The sequence below is a fragment of the Acinetobacter sp. Q186-3 genome (genome assembly GCF_013420655.1).
In the GTDB taxonomy this organism is placed as follows: Bacteria; Pseudomonadota; Gammaproteobacteria; order Pseudomonadales; family Moraxellaceae; genus Acinetobacter; species Acinetobacter indicus.
In genome coordinates, this window is record NZ_VOXS01000036.1 from 1 (window position 1) to 5,012 (window position 5,012).

The following is a 5,012-nucleotide window of genomic DNA, read 5'->3' on the forward strand; positions in this document are numbered from 1 at the left end:
TAATGGAGAAATCTGATAGATATGTTTTACCTGAGAGACGGATGAGGAGTTATCCAAGGGTTGTAAAAGGAAAACCTCAAAAATACCCAAGAAAAAGCCAGTCAATCTCTTAACTGACTGGCATTACTCAATCGAGTGCTTTTTTTCTGTCTTTGTATAAGTTCCAGCTTCCTGCCAGAATCGCGCCGAGCGTAGCCAGGAGCATATCTTTATGTGCATCCCAGACATCACCTTGCTGACCGTTATAATTTTCAGCCGCTTCTGGGGAGAGGGTTACCGCGAGTAACCATTCCAGCCATTCGTAAATCAAACTGCTGCTCATGACCCATTGCACGACCAGCAGAAAAATCACCAAGTCTTTGGCCTTTGGAAAGCAGAGCCGATGTAAGCGGAAAAACAGCGGGTAGAGCAGCACGCCATAGGCAAAATGCACAAAGCGATCATACATATTGCGTTCCCAGCCCAGCCACTGATTTAAATCAAAGCCGAAGTATTGCAGCAGCCAGTCGTTATAGGGCACATAAGAATAGAGATAATGCGCGCCTAAAATATGAATCAACAGAAAGATAAGATAGAAAACAAAACTCGAAAAGCTTAGACCGACTTTTTTGAAGAGCAGTAGCAGCACAATTAGCATGATGACCGTTCCAACCTGATGCAGCACATAGGCTGAAAATTCCATTGGGTTGATACTGGCAAGCAGCATGGCCAGGCCTAATAGGGCCAGCATTAGCCAATGTTTGGCCTGTAATTGGTAGTCGATCATTCTGGTTATAGGATTGGGATTTGTAATTATCATAATAAAAAAGCGAAGCCGAAGCTTCGCTTTTTTAATCAGCTAAAATTAGATTTTAGAGATCAAATCTTTAATCTGTTTTGCCTGTTCAGCGGCATTACCGGTGTAAGACGCAGGGGTCATTTCAGCTAAACGTGCACGATCCGCAGCCGGAACAGCTTCGAGTTCGTTACCGTTGACGAAGCTCACCATCATGTCGCGAGTCATCGCTTGACCACGAGTCAGCGCTTTTAATTTTTCGTATGGTTTTTCAACGTTGTAACGACGCATAACCGTTTGAATCGGTTCAGCCAATACTTCTTGTGCATTGTCCAGGTCTTCCAGAATACGGTCAGCATTCAGTTCTAGTTTACCAATACCTTTTAAGCAGGCTTCAAATGCGATCAAGCTCTGTGCAAAACCAACACCCATGTTACGAAGTACAGTTGAGTCGGTTAAGTCACGCTGCCAGCGAGAAATTGGAAGTTTTTCGCCCAGGTGCGCAAGAACAGCATTGGCAATACCCAGGTTACCTTCAGAGTTTTCGAAGTCAATCGGGTTGACTTTGTGCGGCATGGTTGAAGAACCGACTTCGCCTTCTTTCAGTTTTTGTTTGAAGAAGCCCAGCGAGATATAACCCCAAACGTCACGGTTAAAGTCGATTAAGATGGTGTTGAAACGACGCAGCGCATCAAACAGTTCCGCCATATAGTCATGCGGTTCAATTTGCGTGGTGTACGGGTTGAAAGTTAAACCTAAAGATTCAACAAATACTTGTGAATGTGCAGGCCAGTTGATGTCTGGATAGGCAGACAGGTGAGCGTTGTAGTTACCCACTGCACCGTTGATTTTACCCAGCAGTTCAACATTGTTGAATTGCTTGATTTGACGCGCTAAACGGTACGCCACGTTGGCCATTTCTTTACCCAAAGTGGTTGGGCTAGCTGTTTGACCGTGTGTACGAGACAGCATGGGTTGATCAGCATGTTTTTCAGCCAGCGCCACAATTGAGTCAATGATTTGCTGCATAGATGCAACCAGTACATCACGGCCGTTTTTTAGCATGAGGGCGTGTGACAGGTTGTTGATGTCTTCAGAAGTACAGGCAAAGTGAATGAATTCACCGGCATTTTTCAGCTCGTCGATGTTGGCGATTTTTTCTTTCAGGAAATATTCAACCGCTTTAACGTCGTGGTTAGTGGTACGTTCAATCCCTTTAATGCGGTTCGCATCTTCTTCAGAGAAATTTGCCACAATCGCATCTAAGGCCGCATTGGTTTCTGCAGAAAAAGCTGGGACTTCAGTAATTTCCGGACGGTTCGCAAGCGCTTGTAACCAACGCACTTCAACAGTCACACGAGCATGGATTAAACCAAACTCAGAAAGGAAAGGACGAAGAGCATCACATTTGCTCGCATAACGTCCATCTAATGGAGAAAGTGCAGTTAAAGCGTTCATAACGATTCCTTAAACTTTGGAACTAAACCTAAAACAAATGTCCGTACAGATCAGACCACCTGATACTGTAAACGGGCAAGATCCTGAATATCTTGAAGCAGTTTGCGTTTGCTAAAAATCATCGCCCATGAGCTGCCACCGAGCTGACGCCACAAATGCGCCATTTGCAGGCCGGTAAATAGCGAGGCACGAATACGGTTGGTATGGGCAGAATCTTTAAAGGCCTCGGCATTGCCACGCACCATAATCCGCGGATTAATCTGTCCAGCAGTATCAACATAGGTTTGGGCAAGATTGGCGAGAATACTTGGATGTAAATAGTTATTATCAAAAAAGGACAGCTGTTTTAAGATTTTTTGCTGGGATTGCTCAATAATTTCAACAAATTGCGGATTACTATAGACTTTCTTTTCCAGTTGCAGCAGCGCCATGGCATAGGACATCGGCAACTTGGCATTGGACATTTTCGGTAATCTGGATTTGGGTGAGGTGGTAAACGGATGGGTAATGCTATTTTCGAGGGTTTTTAAACCAAGGGAGATATCGGCCAGCTGACTAAAAAAGTCTAAGGTTTGGCCACTCTGATTATTACTTGGACGGATATTTAGGCTGGCCCGAATCAAGCGCTCCAGATAAAAGTTACCGCTATCGCCAATGCTTTGTCGGCCAGTCAGTGCAGTCATGTGGGTCAGCTGCGTGGCTTGAAACACAGCAGCGAGGGCCAAAGCACGATTCTGGCGAACATTCAGAGTTCGAGGCTGTTGAAACGGTAACTCTGTCATGCCGAAACAATCCTTTAAACAAAATCCGGGTGAGGGGCATTGGTATGATGGATCACGCCACCCCCTAAGCACACTTCACCTGCGTAGAACACCACGCTTTGACCTGGTGTTACTGCACGTTGTGGCTGATCAAATTCAACACGTACACCATTTGGTGTTTCTGGATCTTTAAATAATACGCAGTCTTGGTCAGGTTGGCGATAGCGGGTTTTTGCCGTGCAGCGGAAACCGGTGTCAGGAATATCCTGTTCACCTGCGACCCAGTCAATGGATTCGCTCCACAGAATCGTGCTTTGCATCAGTGGATGATCATGACCTTGACCAACCACCAGACGATTGCCGGCTACATCTTTATGCAGTACAAACCAGGCACCTTCAGCTGCACCTTTCATGCCGCCAATACCAATACCACCGCGTTGACCGAGCGTATAGTACATTAAGCCGTGATGTTCACCAACCTCTTTGCCATCTTCCAGCACGATTTTTCCGGGTTGTGCGGGTAAATATTGTTTTAAGAAGTCATTAAAGCGGCGTTCACCAATAAAACAGATACCAGTGGAGTCTTTTTTCTTTGCAGTCGCCAAGCCCAATTCTTCTGCAATTTTACGTACTTGTGGCTTTTCAATTTCACCGACAGGGAACAGGGTCTTGTTAATTTCACGACCATGTACTGCATGCAGGAAGTAAGTCTGATCTTTGTTGTTGTCGACACCACGCAATAAAGGTGCATATTGATCACCTTTAGAGTTGGTCATGGTTTCACCACGACGGCAGTAGTGACCTGTGGCAATAAAGTCAGCACCCAGGTTAATGGCATGATCTAAAAACGCACGGAATTTGATTTCTTTATTGCACAGAATGTCCGGGTTAGGGGTACGGCCAGCGGCGTATTCTGCCAGGAAATGCTCGAAAACCCGATCCCAGTATTCCATGGCAAAGTTGGCGGTGTGCAGTTTGATGCCAATTTTATCGCATACGGCCTGGGCATCGGCCAGATCTTCCATGGCTGTACAGTATTCCGTGCCGTCATCTTCTTCCCAGTTTTTCATGAACAGTCCTTCAACCTGATAACCTTGTTGAAGGAGGAGTGCTGCAGAAACAGAAGAATCTACACCACCTGACATACCGACGATGACACGTTGTTGCATAGGATTAGGCATCCACACTATGAATTAAGGGAGAATTTTGGTGCTCGTAAATGAGCGATAAAGGATATTTTTGTCCGGCCTGAGCATCCTGTACGGCTTTAATCACCAAAGGACTGCGGGCGCGGGCCGATTCAAGCAGTTCATCCGGGCTCATCCAGACGGCACGGACAATACCAGTGTCTAGCTGTGCATCTGCATGATGGTGAATGGCTTCGGCCAGAAAGCAGAAACGGTAATAGGTACGATCTGGAAACATGGGCGGGGTATAGGTATAAATGCCCAGTAAAGCCTGAATACGTACATCGTATCCGGTTTCTTCCAGGGTTTCGCGAACCGCTGCTTCAATAATGGTTTCACCGGCTTCTACATGACCTGCAGGCTGGTTAAAGACAGTATGTGTAACGCCTTCAGTCTGTTCTTCTACGAACAGAAATTTACCGTCTTTTTCAACAACGGTGGCAACAGTCACATGCGCAGTCCAAGCGGTCATAAAAAAGCACCATGGGGTAAAACGCATATTCTACAAAATTTAGGGGGATGTGGCTATGAGGGAAGGGGATTTCTTTGGAGAAGATGTTTTTTGTGTTTGAGTAAAAAATTGTGTGAAACAAGGACTTAATAATGAGCGTGGAACATGAGAAATCCATAAAGAAGTTCAAATCAGGTGATTTTGACTTCTTAGTATGAGCTAATATGCTGATTTAAAAAGAGAAGTGAAAATATGTTATTCCAAAGTAGAAATGTCCTACCTAATAACCAAATAGAAATGTCCTATATGGACATTTCCAAGTCAAGCACAGGATTTAGATTTCGTTCTTGAATTGCTGTTTTCTGTGCACGTCTGCTTGG

5 protein-coding genes are annotated in these 5,012 nt (G+C 45.2%); all 5 read right to left on the bottom strand.

What is annotated here, in order from left to right; all coding sequences use genetic code 11:
- Positions 1–127: 127 nt before the first annotated feature.
- The 5 genes from FTT64_RS14120 to FTT64_RS14140 all read right to left on the bottom strand — a co-directional run bounded on the left by FTT64_RS14120 (position 128) and on the right by FTT64_RS14140 (position 4,653).
- Positions 128–766, bottom strand: a complete 639-nt coding sequence (locus FTT64_RS14120) for a DUF2238 domain-containing protein (RefSeq protein WP_160241464.1) — start codon at positions 764–766, stop codon at positions 128–130.
- 78 nt (positions 767–844) lie between these two features.
- A complete protein-coding gene (gene purB, locus FTT64_RS14125) occupies positions 845–2,233 on the bottom strand; it encodes an adenylosuccinate lyase (protein ID WP_180182508.1) in 1,389 nt (462 codons plus the stop codon).
- A gap of 50 nt (positions 2,234–2,283) precedes the next feature.
- Positions 2,284–3,015, bottom strand: a complete 732-nt coding sequence (hflD, locus tag FTT64_RS14130; protein WP_016660058.1) for a high frequency lysogenization protein HflD — start codon at positions 3,013–3,015, stop codon at positions 2,284–2,286.
- A gap of 14 nt (positions 3,016–3,029) precedes the next feature.
- Positions 3,030–4,163, bottom strand: a complete 1,134-nt coding sequence (gene mnmA / locus FTT64_RS14135; RefSeq protein WP_075166642.1) for a tRNA 2-thiouridine(34) synthase MnmA — start codon at positions 4,161–4,163, stop codon at positions 3,030–3,032.
- Between the two features lie 4 nt (positions 4,164–4,167).
- Positions 4,168–4,653, bottom strand: coding sequence for an NUDIX hydrolase (locus FTT64_RS14140; RefSeq protein WP_045795214.1), 486 nt, complete (start codon positions 4,651–4,653; stop codon positions 4,168–4,170).
- Positions 4,654–5,012 lie beyond the last annotated feature (359 nt).